Here is a 15,835-nt window from a genome sequence, read left to right on the forward strand (position 1 = left end):
CCAAGGGCGGCAGCGTTCAAGGCACCGCAGGCTCTAGGCTGCGGTAGACGCCAGTGAGAATGGCACGCCGTCCGGGGCCGCGCCAGTACCTGGGCGGCCATTGTCGCGGCAAGAACAGGAGAAATCCGACAGAACGCCCGCCATTTACGCCATCAGCGGCGGTAACTGGCGATTCAGCGCCAGTTTTTCCATGACGGCCGCGCCCGTGAGGGCGTAGCCCAGCAACTGGCCGTCAGCCCCGTGGCACAGCACTTTGAGGTCGGCGCCGCTGCCTTCCACCTGCCAGGTGCCTTCCAGGCCGGCGGGTGGGGGCGACACCACCAGCGGGCAGGCCGGGGTTTTCACGGTGACGGGCATCGGCCCGTAGACGACCGCCGTGGGGTTGCCGGCCAAGGTCTGGGCCAAGGCACGGGCGCAGGTCATCAGGGGCATCACGTAGAGCAGGTTGATGCCATCGACTTCGGCGCAATCGCCCAAGGCAAAGATATTGGCGTGGGAGGTTCGCAGTTGGCGATCGACTACCACCCCACGGTTCACCTGCAAACCGGCGGCGGCCGCCAGGTCGGTGCGTGGGCGCAGGCCGATGGCCGAGACCACCAGGTCGCAGGGGATCACGTTGCCGTCGGACAGGTGCGCTTCGAGCGCCTCACCGGCCCGCTGCAGACGGGTCAGCACCGGCCCGAGGTGGAAGCGCACGCCCAGGCCCTCGAGGCCCGCCTGCACGGCGGCGGCAGCGGCGGGGTGCAACAGAGTAGGCATCACCTGCTCGCACGGCGCCACCACGTCGCACTGGTAGCCGCCCGAGGTCATGTCGTTGGCGAACTCGCAGCCGATCAGGCCAGCGCCGAGGATCAGCACCCGCTGCTTGCCGGCGGCAGCGGCACGGAAGCGCGCGTAGTCCTCGAGGTCGTTGATCGGGAACACCTGGTCGCCCGCATCGCCTTCCACCGGCACCTGCACGGTCTGCGCGCCCCAGGCCAGGATCAGGTCGCGGTACTCGACCGCTTCCTCACCGATCCACAGGCGTTTGTGCCCTGGGTCGATACCACTGATGCGGGTATGGGTGCGAACCTCGGCCTTGAGCTGTTCGGCCATGGCACCAGGCTCGGCCATGCACAGGCCGTCGGCATCCTTGCCCTTGGCAAACCCGGTGGAGAGCATCGGCTTGGAATAGGAGCGGCCGTCGTCGGCGGTAATCAGCAGCAGCGGCGTTTCACTGTCGAGCTTGCGAAACTCGCGGGCCAGGTTGTAGCCGGCAAGGCCGGTGCCGATGATCACCACGGGAGACGTCATGCAGGTGCTTCCTCTTTTCAGTAGGGTCGAGATCAGCCGATGGCGATCATTTCGAAGTCGCTCTTGCCCACGCCGCAGTCGGGGCACAGCCAGTCTTCCGGCACGTCTTCCCAACGGGTGCCCGGAGCGATGCCGTCATCCGGCCAGCCTTCGGCTTCGTCGTAGATCAGGCCACAGACAATACATTGCCACTTCTTCATGGGTTGTTCTTCCTCGGACAGGCTCAGGCGTTGTGTTGCAGCTGATGGCCCTGCAAAGAGCCACCGCGCAATTCGTGGGGGCTTTTTACTGGCCCTGCCAGCAGTATGCAAGCAGTCCGGGCAATCATGCTAAGCTCGCCGCCTCTCTGGCTGTCACAAGCATACCGACGTGTCGTACGAAACCCCGCAAGCAGCCGCTGTCGCGTGGCTGCCGTATCCACAGCAGGCAAGCACGCTCGACCAGTCGACCCTCGACTGGCTGTTCGACGAAGGCTCCCTGACCCGCCGCCTGACCCACCTGTCCCACGACCACTTCAGCGTCACGCCCTTGTTCGAAGGCTGGCAGCCGCTGCGCGATGACGAATGCGCCGCGCTCGGCCTTGCGCCTGGAGAACAGGGCTGGGTACGTGAAGTCTACCTGCGTGGCCATGGCCAGCCCTGGGTGTTCGCCCGCAGCGTGGCCGGGCGCAGTGTGCTGGAGCGCGGCGGCCTGGACCTGGAAACCCTGGGCACCCGCTCGCTGGGTGAGTTGCTGTTCTGCGACCAGGCGTTCATCCGCCACCCCATTGAAGTGTGCAGTTATCCACAGGGCTGGTTGCCTGCCGAGGCCGCCCATGCCGGGCTGTGGGGGCGGCGTTCGCGCTTCGAGCGTGCCGGCCTCGACCTGCTGGTGGCAGAGATCTTCCTGCCGGCGCTGTGGCAAGCGGCCAAGGAGGCAAACCGCTGATGTACCTGCAACTGCTCAAATCGCTCAACCGCCTGCACCCACGGGCCTGGGACTTCGTACAGCTGAGCCGCATGGACCGCCCGATCGGCATCTACCTGCTGCTGTGGCCGACGCTGATGGCCGTGTGGATCGCCGGCAATGGCGCACCCAGCGTGGCCAACGTGCTGATTTTCGGCCTGGGGGTGGTGCTGATGCGTGCTGCCGGCTGCTGTATCAACGACTTCGCCGACCGCAAGGTGGACGGCCACGTCAAACGCACCGCCGACCGGCCGCTGGCCAGTGGCAGGGTCAAGCCGCGCGAAGCCTTGGTGCTGTTCGCCGTGCTGGTGGGGGTGAGTTTCCTGCTGGTGCTGTGCACCAACGCGAAAACCGTCTGGCTGTCGTTCGGCGCCGTGGCCCTGGCGTTCTGCTACCCGTTCATGAAGCGCTACACCTATTACCCGCAGGTGGTGCTGGGTGCCGCGTACTCCTGGGGTATCCCCATGGCCTTCACTGCCGCCGGTGGCGAGCTGCCGGCGGCCGCCTGGCTGCTGTACATCGCCAACCTGCTGTGGACGGTGGGCTATGACACCTACTACGCCATGGTCGACCGTGACGACGACCTGAAGATCGGGGTGAAATCCACCGCCATCCTGTTCGGCGAAGCCGACCGGGTGATCATCCTCAGCCTGCAGCTGCTGTCGCTGGGCTGCCTGCTGCTGGCCGGCAGCCGTTTCGAGCTGGGGGGCTGGTTCCACCTGGGGTTGCTGGCGGCGGCGGTGTGCTTTGCCTGGGAGTTCTGGTCGACGCGCAAGCTGGACCGGGACGCCTGCTTCAAGGCGTTCCTGCACAACCACTGGGCGGGGATGCTGATGTTTATCGGGGTGGTGCTGGACTACGCGCTTCGGTGAAGTTCTGGGGCTGCTTTTCAGCCCGTTCGCGGCACAAGGCCGCTCCTACAGGGGACCGCGAACATCTGTAGGAGCGGCCTTGTGTCGCGAACGGGCCGCAAAGCGGCCCCCGCAATTTCAAGGCTTGGCCACGTGCCACACGTCTTTCATGCCATCGCCGGTCATGTCCCCGGCTTTCTTGTCCTTGACGAAGGTGTACAGCGGCTTGCCATCGTAGGCCCACTGCATCGAACCGTCGTCACGCTTGATCTGCGACCACTTGCCTTCGGCTTTTTCGCCGGCCGTGACCTTCAACGGCGGCCAGTTGGTTGCGCAATCACCGTTGCACATCGACTTGCCGCCTGCATCCTTGTCGAAGGTGTACAGGGTCATGCCGTTGTGGTCGACCCACATGCCATCCTTCTCCATGGCGTGATGAGCCGACGCCACCCCCGGCACTGCCAGTGCAGCGCAAAGGGCCATCCAGCTCAGCGTATGTCGTGTCATTGGAATCACCATCGTTTCGGGGGGTGGAAGGGTTCTGGTAGCCGCTGCAGCGGCCCTGTGAAGCCTAGCCCAGTCATGCAATGTCGCCAGAACTGCCCATGCCCTGTCACACAGCTGCAATAATTCCGTTATCTAATGCGGGCCAAGACACCGTTCCCGGGAGAGGTAATTGAGCATGGTTGGCAGAAACATTCTGATCGTCGACGACGAAGCGCCTATCCGCGAGATGATCGCCGTTGCATTGGAAATGGCTGGCTATGACTGCCTTGAAGCGGAGAACTCGCAACAGGCCCACGCCATCATCGTCGATCGCAAGCCGGACCTGATCCTGCTCGACTGGATGCTGCCGGGCACCTCGGGCATCGAGTTGGCGCGCCGCCTCAAGCGCGATGAGCTGACCGGCGATATCCCGATCATCATGCTCACCGCCAAGGGCGAAGAGGACAACAAGATCCAGGGCCTGGAAGTGGGCGCCGACGACTACATCACCAAGCCGTTCTCGCCCCGCGAGCTGGTGGCCCGCCTCAAAGCCGTGCTGCGCCGCACCGGCCCGAGCGACAGCGAAGCGCCCATCGAGGTGGGCGGCCTGCTGCTCGACCCGATCAGCCACCGCGTGACCATCGACGGCCGGCCGGCCGAGATGGGCCCCACCGAATACCGCCTGCTGCAGTTCTTCATGACCCACCAGGAGCGCGCCTACACCCGCGGCCAGCTGCTCGACCAGGTCTGGGGCGGCAACGTCTACGTCGAAGAGCGCACCGTCGACGTGCACATCCGTCGCCTGCGCAAGGCACTGGGTGAAGCCTACGAAAATCTGGTACAAACCGTCCGCGGCACTGGCTATCGGTTCTCGACCAAGAGCTAAGAACAGCAGCTGCGAGCTTTTAGCCTCACGCTGCAAGAAGAAGCAGGCAGCGGCAGGCAGGAAAATGGACTTAAGGCATTACCGATCCGCTTCTTCTTGCAGCTTGTAGCTTGCGACTTGCAGCTGGATCCGAAGGATCCGTCAATTGAACCAGAACTGGCACGCAACCCTGATACGCCACATGTTGCTGCTGATCACCGTCTGCCTGATCGGCGGGCTGGTCAGCGGTTTCTACGGCTGGAGCCTGGCCATCGGCCTGGCGTTCTACCTGGGCTGGACGCTCAAGCAGCTGCTGCGCCTGCACGACTGGCTGCGCCACCACCAGCCCGATGAAGCACCGCCCGACGGCTATGGCCTGTGGGGCGAGGTGTTCGACAGCATCTATCACCTGCAGCGTCGCGACCAGCGCGTGCGAGGCCGCCTGCAGGCGGTGATCGACCGGGTGCAGGAGTCCACCGCCGCACTGCGTGACGCGGTGATCATGCTCGACAGCGAAGGCAACCTGGAATGGTGGAACCGCGCCGCCGAAACCCTGCTGGGCTTCAAGACCCCGCAGGACGGCGGCCAACCGGTAACCAACCTGGTGCGCCACCCGCGCTTCAAGGAGTACTTCGAAGCGGAAAACTACGCCGAGCCGCTCGAGATCCCCTCACCGATCAACGACCGCCTGCGCGTGCAGCTGCAACTCACCCGCTACGGCAACAACGAGCACCTGATGCTGGTACGCGACGTGACTCGCATCCATCAGCTCGAACAGATGCGCAAGGACTTCGTCGCCAACGTCAGCCACGAACTGCGCACGCCGCTGACGGTGATCACCGGCTACCTGGAAACCCTGCTGGACAACGTCGAAGGCGTGAACCCGCGCTGGGGCCGAGCGTTGCAGCAGATGAGCGCACAAGGCTCACGCATGCAGACCCTGCTCAACGACCTGCTGCTGCTGGCCAAGCTCGAAGCCACCGATTACCCCTCGGACAACCAACCCGTGCTGGTCGATACCCTGCTCACTGCGATCAAGAACGATGCACAGGCGCTGTCCGGCCCGCGAAACCAGCGCATCACCCTGGAGGCCGCACCCGGCATACGCCTGAAGGGCAGCGAGTCTGAACTGCGCAGCGCGTTCTCCAACCTGGTGTTCAACGCGGTCAAGTACACCCAGGATGAGGGCAATATCCGCATTCGCTGGTGGGCCGACGACCAGGGCGCGCACCTGTCGGTGCAGGACTCGGGCGTGGGTATCGAGGCCAAGCACCTGCCACGCCTGACCGAACGCTTCTACCGCGTCGACTCCAGCCGTGCCTCCAACACCGGCGGGACCGGGCTGGGCCTGGCGATCGTCAAGCACGTGCTGATGCGCCATCGCGGGCGCCTGGACATCAGCAGCGTGCCGGGGCATGGCAGCACCTTCACCTGTCATTTTGCGCCGGCACAATTGGCCGTGAACAAGGGCTGAGATTGCCGGGGGCTGCGTTGCAGCCCATTCCGGCCGGTCCGGCGCCCCGGCAAGGCCGCTCCTACAGTGGATCGAGCGCTCCGGTAGGAGCGGCCTTGTGCCGCGAATGGGACGCATAGCGTCCCCACGGCACCCCCTCCCCTTTGCTTTTACGGCCTCAGCCGCTACATTGGATCCCCTGTGCCAGCAAACGCTGGCACTTTTTTTCTTACTTTTCAGCAGACGGACCCCGTAAAACTCCATCATGGACCCTTCCCCTGGTATCAGCCTCACCTCGTTGTTCGCCGATTTCGGCATGATTCTCTTTGCCTTGTTCCTGGTGCTGCTCAACGGCTTCTTCGTTGCCGCCGAGTTCGCCATGGTCAAGCTGCGCGCCACCCGCGTCGAGTCCATCGCCGAGCTGCATGGCTGGCGCGGCAGCATCCTGCGCAAGGTACATAACCAGCTCGATGCCTACCTCTCGGCCTGCCAGTTGGGTATCACGCTGGCCTCGCTGGGCCTGGGCTGGGTCGGCGAGCCGGCGTTCGCCCACCTGCTCGAACCTTTGCTGGCCTACTTCGGCGTCGACTCCCCCGAGCTGATCAAGGGCATCTCGTTCTTCGTCGCGTTCTTCGTCATCTCCTACCTGCACATCGTGGTCGGCGAGCTGGCGCCCAAGTCCTGGGCGATCCGCAAACCCGAGCTGCTGTCGCTGTGGACGGCAGTGCCGCTGTACCTGTTCTACTGGGCGATGTACCCGGCCATCTACCTGCTCAACGCCAGCGCCAACACCATCCTGCGCATCGCCGGGCAAGGTGAGCCCGGCCCGCACCACGAACACCACTACAGCCGCGAAGAGCTCAAGCTGATCCTGCACTCCAGCCGCGGCCAGGACCCGAGCGACCAGGGCATGCGCGTGCTGGCCTCGGCGGTGGAGATGGGCGAGCTGGAAGTGGTCGACTGGGCCAACTCGCGCGAGGACATGGTCAGTATCGACGCCCATGCCCCGCTCAAGGACATCCTCGCGCTGCTGCGCCGGCACAAGTTCAGCCGTTACCCGGTGTACGACGCCGAGCGTGAAGAGTTCACCGGCCTGTTGCACATCAAGGACCTGCTGCTGGAACTGGCCGAACTGGACCACCTGCCGCAGACCATCGACCTTGAAGACCTGGCCCGGCCGCTGGAGCGGGTGTCCCGGCACATGCCGCTGTCCCAGCTGCTGGAGCAGTTCCGCAAGGGCGGCGCGCATTTCGTGCTGGTCGAAGAAGCCGACGGCAAGGTGATCGGCTACCTGACCATGGAAGACGTGCTCGAAGTGCTGGTGGGCGACATCCAGGACGAGCACCGCAAGACCGAACGCGGCATCCTCGCCTACCAGCCCGGCAAGCTGCTGGTACGGGGCGATACGCCGCTGTTCAAGGTGGAGCGCCTGCTGGGTATCGACCTCGATCACATCGAGGCGGAAACCCTCGCCGGGCTGATCTACGAGACGCTCAAGCGCGTGCCCGAGGAAGAGGAAGTGCTGGAGGTCGAAGGCCTGCGCATCATCATCAAGAAGATGAAAGGGCCGAAGATCGTATTGGCCAAGGTGCTCAAGCTGGATTGAGCCCATGGGGCCGCTGCCTTGTTGTAGGAGCGGCCTTGTGCCGCGAAAGGGCCGCATAGCGGCCCCAGGATTTCGGTGTGAAAGCAGAAATCGCTAGGGCTGCCATGCAGCCCTTTCGCGGCACAAGGCCGCTCCTACAGAGAGTGTGCAAACCTCTAGGGTGTGGGCCGCAAAGCGGCCCCAGCAATGTCAGGGGTTCCCCGCCGTGAAGTCCGGCATCCCGCCAATCGGCCGGTCGAACTGATAGGGGATCGACTCCAGCGCCAGCCCCACGTTGCGCTGCACCACGAAGTGCAGGTGCGGCCCACTGCTGTTGCCCGTGCTGCCTGATTTGGCCAGCGCCTGCCCCACCACCACCTGCTGCCCCTCTGCCACCACCACCGAGCCGCGCATCAGGTGCAGGTAGACGCCCATGGTGCCGTCCGGGTGCAGGATGCGCACGAAATTGCCCGCCGGGTTGGTACCGCGCCCGGTCTGGCTGTTCTCGACCCTGACCACCACCCCGCCCCTGGCCGCGATGATCGGCGTGCCCTCGGGCATGGCGATGTCGATGGCGTAGCGCCCCTTCGGGCCAAAGTGGCTGAAACGGCCGTTGGGCCCCTGGCTGATGCGAAACGGCCCGCCCTTCCACGGGAAGGGGTAACGATAACCCTGGGAACGCTGGACCGGGTCGCCCATGGCGTATTCGAACTTGCTGACGTATTTCAGCGGCCCACTCGGCGCGGCCAGTATCACGCTCAGTACCTGGCTTGAACGCGCGGGCACCACACGCCTGACCAGGCGCGGCGCATTGCCGCCGAAGGCATTGACCAGGCCGTTCAGGCGTAGCTCGACTTCCATGGGCACATGCAGCTCGTTACGTGCAACGAAGCGCACACCACCACGGAATGCCTCGGTCTGCAGGCGCACCTGGCCGTCGAGGCGCTCGACCATCGGCTCGTGGACGATCAACGGTTTTGCCCCAGGGCTGGGGTAGTCGGAATAGGAAACCACACCATAATCGTCGGTGGTTTTATACACGGTCATGCCCAGGCTCGACGCCGAGGCCGTGAGCAAGGCACAGAACAGCAGCAGGCGGGCGGGCGGCATGATAGTGGCTTTTTGACAGTTGAGTTCTGTCGAAGCCTAGCAGCAGATACAAAGACAATCTGTTACAGCTGGTCGGATGTTATGGGATCACACCGTCCTGTAGGAGCGGCCTTGTGCCGCGAAAGGGCTGCGCAGCAGCCCCAGGATTTAAACGGCGACGCATGGATTGTTGGGCCGCTATGCGGCCCATTCGCGGCACAAGGCCGCTCCTACAAAGGCCAGGCCTAGGGCCTAGGCCTCAGGCGCCGGGCGTGAAGTGCTTCTGCGCGGTACCACGGGCAATCAGCCGCGACAGGTAGTCGAGCTTCTGCGCATCCTGGTCGACGAACTTGAAGGTCAGTTGCAACCAGTCGCTTTCAGGCTTGGGCTCCAGCGCCGCAACCGCGTGCAGGTAGCCGTTCAGGCGCGCCACTTCGGCGTTATCGCCTTGCTCAAGGTCGAGTACCGCGCCCTCTAGCACCTGCGGCAAGTTGGCGCTGCGGCGCACTACCAGCAATGCCTCCTTCAGGCTCAAGGCCTTGATCACGCAGGGCTGTGGGCCGCTGGCCAGGCGCAGCTGGCCCTGCCCACGGCCGGTCGGAGCAGCGCCGGCAGCCTTCGGCGCAGGAGCGTTGATCAGCGGCTTGGCAGCAGTGGCCGCTGGCGCGGCAGCGGCGGCAACCTTGGCAGCCTCCGGGCGGCCACCGGTCAGGGCGCTGAGCGAATCGTTGGCAAAGGCCGAGTTGACCCGCGCCGGGCCACCCGCCATCAGGCTGTCGAGCTTGCCGATCTTGGTCAGCGATTTCTTCACCTTGGTCAGCAGTTGTTCGTTGGTGAACGGCTTGCCGACAAAATCGGAGACGCCGGCCTGGATGGCCTGGATCACGTTCTCCTTGTCACCACGGCTGGTCACCATGATGAACTGCATGGCCTTCATTTCTTCCTGCTGGCGGCACCAGGTCAGCAGTTCGAGGCCGGACATCTCCGGCATCTCCCAGTCGCACAGGACCAGGTCGAAACGCTCCTTGCTCAGCATGGCCATGGCTTTGCGGCCGTTGACCGCATCTTCGATCACCATGCCCGGAAAGGCATTGCGCAGGCACTTCTTTACCAGGTCGCGGATGAACGGGGCATCGTCCACGACCAGCACATTGACTTTACTCATCGATACTCCTCTTGAATCCCGACTAGCATACTGCCGACTGATGGCCATTTGCCAAAATACGGGTCACGCCGGGACTTCTCTTCACGTTCGCGGCTGCCTGCAGGGTGCTCGACCGCAAACGAAAACGCCCGGCGGGTGCCGGGCGCTGTTGCTCGGGAGCAATTCTATTTATCGTCAGGTTCAGCCGGAACATTAGCGATTTCGCCCTCTTCGAAGGCCTCGCCCTGTACTTCGGCCTTCATGCGCTTGAGGCCCATGTGGCGCACGTCGGTACCGCGTACCAGGTAGATCACCAGCTCCGAGATGTTGCGCGCGTGGTCGCCGATCCGCTCCAGCGAGCGCAGGGCCCAGATCACGCTGAGCACGCGGGTGATCGAACGCGGATCTTCCATCATGTAAGTGACCAGTTCGCGCAACGCGGTCTTGTACTCGCGGTCGATGGTCTTGTCGTACTGGGCCACCGAAAGCGCCAGGTCAGCGTCGAAACGGGCGAAGGCATCCAGTGCGTCGCGCACCATGTTGCGCACCTGGTCGCCAATGTGGCGCACCTCGACATAACCCCGTGGCGACACCCCTTCCTCGCACAGCTGGATGGCGCGCCGGGCGATCTTGGTCGACTCGTCACCGATACGTTCCAGGTCGATCACCGACTTGGAGATGCTGATGATCAGGCGCAGGTCGGAGGCCGCCGGCTGGCGGCGGGCGAGGATGCGCACGCATTCCTCGTCGATGTTGCGCTCCATCTGGTTGATCTGTTCGTCGACTTCACGCACTTGCTGGGCCAGGCCCGAGTCGGCCTCGATCAGCGCGGTAACGGCGTCGTTGACCTGCTTCTCGACCAGCCCGCCCATGGCCAGGAGGTGGCTGCGCACCTCTTCGAGCTCGGCGTTGAACTGCTGGGAGATGTGGTGGGTAAGGCTTTCTTTGTTGATCATCGTTTCGCTCCGCGAAGCAGCTGCACGCTTCAAGTAGTTCGTATCGTTCCCTGGCTTACTGGCATTACCGGGCCTGTGGGAGCGGGCTTGCCCGCGAATCAGGCGCCGCAGTGGATGGCACCGGCTTCGCCGGTGTTCGCGGGCAAGCCCGCTCCCACAGGGGCACTTGCACCCACGCAGCCAGCTGCTAGCCGTAACGACCGGTGATGTAGTCTTCGGTCTGCTTTTTCGCCGGGTTGGTGAACAGGGTGTCGGTATCACCGAATTCGACCAGTTTGCCCATGTACATGAACGCGGTGTAGTCCGAAACACGGGCCGCCTGCTGCATGTTGTGGGTAACGATGACGATGGTGTACTTGGATTTCAGTTCGTAGATCAGCTCTTCGACCTTCAGCGTCGAGATCGGGTCCAGCGCCGAGCACGGCTCGTCGAGCAGCAACACTTCCGGCTCGACGGCGATGGTGCGAGCGATCACCAGACGCTGCTGCTGGCCACCGGACAGGCCCAGCGCCGATTCGTGCAGGCGGTCTTTCACCTCATCCCACAGGGCCGCGCCCTTCAGCGCCCATTCGACGGCTTCGTCGAGGGTGCGCTTCTTGTTGATGCCCTGGATGCGCAGGCCGTAGACCACGTTCTCGTAGATGGTCTTGGGGAACGGGTTGGGCTTCTGGAACACCATGCCCACGCGGCGACGCAGCTCGGCCACGTCCTCGCCCTTGCGGTAGATGTTGTTGCCATACAGGTTGATGGCGCCGTCAACGCGGCAGCCGTCAACCAGGTCGTTCATGCGGTTGAAGGTGCGCAGCAGGGTCGACTTGCCGCAGCCGGACGGGCCGATGAAGGCGGTCACGCGCTGCTTGGGGATATTCATGCTGACGTCGAACAGCGCCTGCTTGTCGCCGTAGAACAGGGACAGACCGGGTACTTCGATGGCCACGGTCTCTTCAGCCAGGCGCAGGCTCTGCTTGTCGCGGCCCAGGGCCGACATGTCGATGCCGTGGGTATGAGCTTCGTGTTGCATGTTCTTACTCCATTTGAAGCTGCAAGCTTCAAGCTGCTAGCTGCAAGTTTGGACAAAGCGGCAATCTGCTTGGAGCTTGCCGCTTGTGGCTTAAAGCTTGGAAATCAGCTGTCGAGGGCCTTGTACTTCTCGCGCAGGTGGTTACGCATCCACACCGCCGACAGGTTGAGGGTGGCGATCACCAGCACCAGCAGCAACGCGGTGGCATACACCAGCGGCCGCGCGGCCTCGACGTTGGGGCTCTGGAAGCCGACGTCGTAGATGTGGAAGCCCAGGTGCATGATCTTCTGGTCCAGGTGCAGGTACGGGTAGTTGCCGTCCACCGGCAGCGATGGCGCCAGCTTCACCACACCCACCAGCATCAGCGGGGCCACTTCGCCGGCGGCGCGGGCCACGGCGAGGATCATGCCGGTCATCATGGCCGGGCTGGCCATCGGCAGGACGATCTTCCACAGGGTCTCGGCCTTGGTCGCACCCAGGGCCAGCGAGCCTTCACGCACGGTGCGTGGAATGCGCGCCAGGCCTTCCTCGGTGGCCACGATCACCACGGGCACCGCCAGCAGCGCCAGGGTCAGCGAAGCCCACAGCAGGCCGGGCGTACCCAGGGTAGGCGCCGGCAGCGACTCGGGGAAGAACAGCCGGTCGATCGAGCCACCCAGCACATACACGAAGAAGCCCAGGCCGAACACGCCGTAGACGATCGCCGGTACACCCGCCAGGTTGTTCACGGCGATGCGGATCAGGCGGGTCACCGGGCCCTGCTTGGCGTATTCGCGCAGGTAGACGGCGGCCAGCACGCCGAACGGGGTGACGATCACGGCCATGATCAGCGTCATCATCACGGTGCCGAAGATGGCCGGGAAGATACCGCCCTCGGTGTTGGCTTCACGCGGGTCGTCGCTGAGGAACTCCCACACCTTGGCAAAGTAGGCGCCCATCTTGGTCAGGCCGGACATGGCGTTCGGCTGGATCGCGTGGACCACTTTGCTGAGGTTGATCTCAACTTCCCGGCCGTTGCCGTCGCGGGCCACCAGGCTGTCGCGGGCGAAGGCCTGGTGCAGGCCGCTCAGGCGCTCTTCGATGGCCTTGTAGCGGTTGTTCAGCTCGGCGCGCTCGGCGTCCATGTCGGCCTGGGCGGCAGCATCGAGCTTGCCGTCCAGTTCCAGCTTGCGGCCATGCAGGCGCAGGCGCTCGAGGCCATGGTTGATGGCGCCGATGTCTTTCTTCTCGAGCTTCACCAGCTGGTCGTTGAGGTCGCTGGCGCGCTTGAGGCGGGCCTGCAGCTCGTTCCAGGCGTCAGGGCCCTGGGCGACCACGCGGCCTTCTTCCTTGACGCTGACCAGGTAGCCGTAGAAGTTGCCCCACTCGCGGCGCTCCAGGGCGATCAGCTCGGCGGGCTTCTGCTGGTCCACCAGCCACTCGCCGACCACCCAGGTGAAGTCGCTGCCGTTGAGGTCGCGGTTACCGATCTTGACCAGCTCGCGGGTCATGAACTCCGGGCCCTGGTCGGGCACCGGCAGGCCGGCACCCTTGAGGCGTTCGCGCGGTACTTCTTCCTTCTGTACCACTTCACCGATGATCACGTGGGCGGCCTGGCCAGGCACCTTGTAGGTGGCCTGGACCAGGTCGGCGGGCCAGAAGTGGCCCAGGCCACGCACGGCGATCACGGCCAGCAGGCCGACGGTCATGATGACCGCCATGGCCACCGCGCCACCGCTGATCCAGACGCCGGGGGCGCCGCTCTTGAACCAGCCTTTGAGGGAATCCTTTTTCACGGATCTCTACCTTTCTATCAAAGCGACGAGTATTTCTTGCGCAGGCGCTGGCGAATCAGCTCGGCCAAGGTGTTCATGATGAACGTGAACAACAGCAGCACGAGGGCGGCGAGGAACAGCACACGGTAGTGGCTGCCACCGACTTCCGATTCCGGCATTTCCACGGCCACGTTGGCGGCCAGGGTGCGCATGCCCTCGAACAGGTTCATTTCCATCACCGGGGTGTTGCCGGTGGCCATGAGCACGATCATGGTCTCGCCCACCGCACGGCCCATGCCGATCATCAGCGCCGAGAAAATACCCGGGCTGGCAGTGAGGATGACCACGCGGGTCAGGGTCTGCCACGGCGTCGCACCCAGGGCCAGCGAGCCCAGGGTGAGGCTGCGCGGCACGCTGAACACGGCGTCTTCGGCGATGGAGTAGATGTTCGGGATGACCGCGAAGCCCATGGCGATACCCACTACCAGGGCGTTGCGCTGGTCGTAGGTGATGCCCAGGTCGTTGCTGATCCACAGGCGCATGTCGCCACCGAAGAACCAGCTTTCCATGAACGGGCTCATGTACAGCGCGAACCAGCCGATCGCCAGGATCACCGGGATCAGGATTGCCGCTTCCCAGCCATCCGGGATGCGCAGGCGGATCGACTCCGGCAGGCGGCTCCAGGCGAAACCTGCGACCAGGATGCCCACCGGCAGGATCAGCAGCAGACTGAACACGCCCGGCAGGTGGCCTTCAAGGTACGGCGCCAGGAACAGGCCGGCGAAGAAACCGAGGATCACCGTCGGCATCGCTTCCATCAGCTCGATCACCGGCTTGACCTTGCGGCGCATGCCCGGGGCCATGAAATAGGCGGTGTAGATGGCGGCGGCGATGGCCAGCGGGGCAGCCAGGATCATCGCGTAGAACGCGGCCTTGAGGGTACCGAAGGTCAGCGGCGACAGGCTCAGCTTGGGTTCGAAGTCGGTGTTCGAGGCGGTCGACTGCCAGACGTATTTAGGCTCGTCGTAGTTCTCGTACCAGACCTTGCCCCACAGCGCACTGAAGGAGATCTCCGGGTGCGGGTTGCGCAGGCTCAGTGGCAGCAGCTTGCCGCCTTCTTCGATGATGATGCGGTTGGCGCGTGGCGACAGGGCCAGGATGCCCGCGCCTTCGGCAACCGGCTCGACCAGCAGGGTACGGTGCGCGGTGCTGTGGAACACACCCAGCTTGCCGGCGCTGTCCAGGGCGATGAAGCCCTTGCGGCGTTCTTCGGCGTCGATCTGCACGATCGGCGCGTTGCCCAGCTGGAAGCTGCGGATCAGTTTCAGGCGCGACTCGCCATCCGGGTCGCGGGCCATGAACCACTGGCTCAGGCCACCCTTGGAATCACCGAAGATCAGCGAGATACCGCCGACCAGCTGGCCACTGGCGGTGATTTCGGCATTGCCGTCCTCGAGCAGCTTGTAGCGGCCGTTGAGGCTCTTCTCGCGCAGGCTGAAGACGTCGGCGGTGGCACGGCCGTTGACCACGTACAGCCACTGCTGGCGCGGGTCGATGAAGATGTTCTTCACCGTCTCGGTCATCTGCGGCAGCTCGATGCGGTTCTGCTCGACGGTGACCTCGTCGGTCATCATGTTCTCGGTGCGCGACAGCTCGATCACCTGCAGGTGGGCCCCGGTGGAGCCGGCCAGCAGCAGGGTATCGCCGTTGACGTTGACGCTTACGTGTTCCAGCGCGCGGCCCTGGTCATCCAGGGTGAACAGGTCTTGACCATAGGGGTAGTCGATGCCCGCCTCGATGGTCTTCTTGTTGTCCGGGTAGGTGATCTTGTAGGTGTGGTGGAACACCAGCGCCTGGCCGTTGGACAGGCCCAGTACCACCAGCGGGCTGCCCGGCTGGTCGGTGCTGATCGAGCTGACCTGGGTGCCGGCTGGCACTGGCAGGTCGACGCGCTTGAGTTCGTTACCGGTCTTGGTATCGAAGAACAGGGCCTGGCCCTTGTCGGAAACGCGCATACCCACGAGGTTCTGTTCCTCGAGGGCGATCATCAGCGGTTTGCCGGCATCCTGCTGCAGCCAGGTCGGCTCCAGCGCTTTCTTGCTGGTCAGCGTGGCGCCCTGGAACAGCGGCAGCACAACATAGGCCAGGTAGAAGAAGATCAACGTAATGGCGGCGAGCACGGCCAGCCCGCCCACCAGGACGTACCAGCGGGTCAGGCGGTCCTTGAGGGCGCGCATGCGGCGCTTGCGTTGCAGCTCGGGCGTATTGAAATCAATGCGCACCGGCGGGGAATTTTGGGTCATGGTGGAGTTGGCCAGATCATTCATGCGCACACCCTAGCGGTCCCGTATGACAAAAACATGACAGTGCAGTGACGCAACAAAGCCCGCCGC

Annotated in this window: 14 protein-coding genes; 5 read left to right on the plus strand and 9 right to left on the minus strand. The window is 64.1% G+C overall.

The features are described 5' to 3' along the window. Positions 1-144: 144 nt before the first annotated feature. Together L6D77_RS11330 and L6D77_RS11335 are read right to left on the minus strand one after the other, a co-directional pair. Positions 145-1,293: an NAD(P)/FAD-dependent oxidoreductase gene (locus L6D77_RS11330; protein ID WP_232883441.1), complete on the minus strand. Its 1,149-nt coding sequence runs from the start codon at positions 1,291-1,293 to the stop codon at positions 145-147. Positions 1,294-1,325: 32 nt separating this feature from the next. Continuing rightward, on the minus strand, positions 1,326-1,493 hold the full coding sequence (locus tag L6D77_RS11335; protein ID WP_011536423.1) for a rubredoxin: 168 nt from the start codon (positions 1,491-1,493) through the stop codon (positions 1,326-1,328). A gap of 169 nt (positions 1,494-1,662) precedes the next feature. Here L6D77_RS11335 and L6D77_RS11340 point away from each other — a divergent pair, with 169 nt between their 5' ends. Continuing rightward, complete coding sequence (locus tag L6D77_RS11340; RefSeq protein WP_232883442.1) at positions 1,663-2,220, plus strand: chorismate--pyruvate lyase family protein; 558 nt, start codon at positions 1,663-1,665, stop codon at positions 2,218-2,220. Next, positions 2,220-3,110: a 4-hydroxybenzoate octaprenyltransferase gene (gene ubiA / locus L6D77_RS11345; protein ID WP_232883443.1), complete on the plus strand. Its 891-nt coding sequence runs from the start codon at positions 2,220-2,222 to the stop codon at positions 3,108-3,110. The genes L6D77_RS11340 and ubiA overlap by 1 nt, the downstream gene beginning before the upstream one ends. A 117-nt stretch (positions 3,111-3,227) precedes the next feature. Here ubiA and L6D77_RS11350 read toward each other — a convergent pair whose 3' ends face one another. After that, positions 3,228-3,596 (minus strand): COG4315 family predicted lipoprotein, encoded by a 369-nt coding sequence (locus tag L6D77_RS11350; RefSeq protein ID WP_232883444.1) that lies wholly within the window; start codon positions 3,594-3,596, stop codon positions 3,228-3,230. Between the two features lie 175 nt (positions 3,597-3,771). Between L6D77_RS11350 and phoB the strand changes: the two genes are divergently transcribed. From phoB to L6D77_RS11365, 3 genes are all read left to right on the plus strand, one after another. After that, on the plus strand, positions 3,772-4,461 hold the full coding sequence (gene phoB, locus L6D77_RS11355) for a phosphate regulon transcriptional regulator PhoB (protein ID WP_011536427.1): 690 nt from the start codon (positions 3,772-3,774) through the stop codon (positions 4,459-4,461). A gap of 181 nt (positions 4,462-4,642) precedes the next feature. Then, positions 4,643-5,914, plus strand: a complete 1,272-nt coding sequence (gene phoR / locus L6D77_RS11360) for a phosphate regulon sensor histidine kinase PhoR (protein ID WP_232883495.1) — start codon at positions 4,643-4,645, stop codon at positions 5,912-5,914. Between the two features lie 244 nt (positions 5,915-6,158). Further along, entirely contained in the window at positions 6,159-7,499 is a 1,341-nt protein-coding gene (locus tag L6D77_RS11365; RefSeq protein ID WP_232883445.1) for a hemolysin family protein, read from the plus strand. A 189-nt stretch (positions 7,500-7,688) separates the two neighbouring features. On the opposite strand, the gene L6D77_RS11370 is transcribed toward L6D77_RS11365, so the two are convergent. The 6 genes from L6D77_RS11370 to L6D77_RS11395 all read right to left on the minus strand — a co-directional run bounded on the left by L6D77_RS11370 (position 7,689) and on the right by L6D77_RS11395 (position 15,769). Further along, on the minus strand, positions 7,689-8,588 hold the full coding sequence (locus L6D77_RS11370; RefSeq protein WP_232883446.1) for a peptidoglycan DD-metalloendopeptidase family protein: 900 nt from the start codon (positions 8,586-8,588) through the stop codon (positions 7,689-7,691). A gap of 238 nt (positions 8,589-8,826) precedes the next feature. Then, positions 8,827-9,732 (minus strand): response regulator, encoded by a 906-nt coding sequence (locus L6D77_RS11375; RefSeq protein WP_232883447.1) that lies wholly within the window; start codon positions 9,730-9,732, stop codon positions 8,827-8,829. Between the two features lie 164 nt (positions 9,733-9,896). Continuing rightward, positions 9,897-10,667 (minus strand): phosphate signaling complex protein PhoU, encoded by a 771-nt coding sequence (gene phoU, locus L6D77_RS11380; RefSeq protein ID WP_110991969.1) that lies wholly within the window; start codon positions 10,665-10,667, stop codon positions 9,897-9,899. A 187-nt stretch (positions 10,668-10,854) separates the two neighbouring features. Then, a complete protein-coding gene (gene pstB / locus L6D77_RS11385; protein WP_232883448.1) occupies positions 10,855-11,688 on the minus strand; it encodes a phosphate ABC transporter ATP-binding protein PstB in 834 nt (277 codons plus the stop codon). Positions 11,689-11,792: 104 nt separating this feature from the next. Then, positions 11,793-13,463, minus strand: coding sequence for a phosphate ABC transporter permease PstA (gene pstA / locus L6D77_RS11390; protein ID WP_232883449.1), 1,671 nt, complete (start codon positions 13,461-13,463; stop codon positions 11,793-11,795). A 17-nt stretch (positions 13,464-13,480) separates the two neighbouring features. Beyond that, complete coding sequence (locus L6D77_RS11395) at positions 13,481-15,769, minus strand: ABC transporter permease subunit (protein WP_232883450.1); 2,289 nt, start codon at positions 15,767-15,769, stop codon at positions 13,481-13,483. Positions 15,770-15,835 lie beyond the last annotated feature (66 nt).

The sequence above is a fragment of the Pseudomonas parasichuanensis genome (assembly GCF_021601385.1).
Lineage (GTDB): Bacteria > Pseudomonadota > Gammaproteobacteria > Pseudomonadales > Pseudomonadaceae > Aquipseudomonas > Aquipseudomonas parasichuanensis.

What these genes read in the sequence shown, in the direction of transcription:
- L6D77_RS11335 (WP_011536423.1), bottom strand. Translation starts at nt 1,493, where the DNA reads ATGAAGAAGTGGCAATGTATTGTCTGTGGCCTGATCTACGACGAAGCC.
- pstB (WP_232883448.1), bottom strand. Translation starts at nt 11,688, where the DNA reads ATGCAACACGAAGCTCATACCCACGGCATCGACATGTCGGCCCTGGGC.
- L6D77_RS11350 (WP_232883444.1), bottom strand. Translation starts at nt 3,596, where the DNA reads ATGACACGACATACGCTGAGCTGGATGGCCCTTTGCGCTGCACTGGCA.
- L6D77_RS11375 (WP_232883447.1), bottom strand. Translation starts at nt 9,732, where the DNA reads ATGAGTAAAGTCAATGTGCTGGTCGTGGACGATGCCCCGTTCATCCGC.
- phoU (WP_110991969.1), bottom strand. Translation starts at nt 10,667, where the DNA reads ATGATCAACAAAGAAAGCCTTACCCACCACATCTCCCAGCAGTTCAAC.
- phoB (WP_011536427.1), top strand. Translation starts at nt 3,772, where the DNA reads ATGGTTGGCAGAAACATTCTGATCGTCGACGACGAAGCGCCTATCCGC.
- ubiA (WP_232883443.1), top strand. Translation starts at nt 2,220, where the DNA reads ATGTACCTGCAACTGCTCAAATCGCTCAACCGCCTGCACCCACGGGCC.
- L6D77_RS11330 (WP_232883441.1), bottom strand. Translation starts at nt 1,293, where the DNA reads ATGACGTCTCCCGTGGTGATCATCGGCACCGGCCTTGCCGGCTACAAC.
- L6D77_RS11370 (WP_232883446.1), bottom strand. Translation starts at nt 8,588, where the DNA reads ATGCCGCCCGCCCGCCTGCTGCTGTTCTGTGCCTTGCTCACGGCCTCG.
- phoR (WP_232883495.1), top strand. Translation starts at nt 4,643, where the DNA reads ATGTTGCTGCTGATCACCGTCTGCCTGATCGGCGGGCTGGTCAGCGGT.
- L6D77_RS11395 (WP_232883450.1), bottom strand. Translation starts at nt 15,769, where the DNA reads ATGAATGATCTGGCCAACTCCACCATGACCCAAAATTCCCCGCCGGTG.
- L6D77_RS11365 (WP_232883445.1), top strand. Translation starts at nt 6,159, where the DNA reads ATGGACCCTTCCCCTGGTATCAGCCTCACCTCGTTGTTCGCCGATTTC.